Source organism: Alcanivorax sp. HI0044, assembly GCF_001634945.1.
In genome coordinates this window covers 1-343 of sequence record NZ_LWEZ01000966.1, presented here as the reverse complement: position 1 = coordinate 343, position 343 = coordinate 1, and the positions used below count along the sequence as shown (strand labels likewise).

General features: G+C 57.1%; 1 pseudogene. It reads right to left on the bottom strand.

Annotated elements, in window-relative coordinates:
- Positions 1-343, bottom strand: a pseudogene (locus A3730_RS31585) (6-pyruvoyl tetrahydropterin reductase); the annotation flags it as partial.

Sequence of the window (343 nt, the reverse complement as noted above, 5' to 3'; positions counted from 1 at the left end):
GATCACCAGCTCGAAATGTCCTTGCTCGGCATCGTAACGGAACCGGTGGTGGGGAATTTCGTCGATGTAGTAGGTGCCTTCCAGATCTTCCTCGGTGCCCAGGTAGATGTCTTCCCAGCGGTCTGCCCAGAGCTTTTCCCAGTAACGGCTGCGCCGGCCATTCTCGAAAATGTGAATGCTGGAGCGATGCCCATGGGCAATGCGCTGGCAGTTGCCGTCGTGCTTTTTCAGGCCATGGGAATAGTGATAGAACGGCGCGGTGCCGGTATCTTCTTCGCGCAGTACCACGCGTACTTCCGCCACATTTGCCGGTACCACGGTCTGGATCAGCTCCATCAGGTAC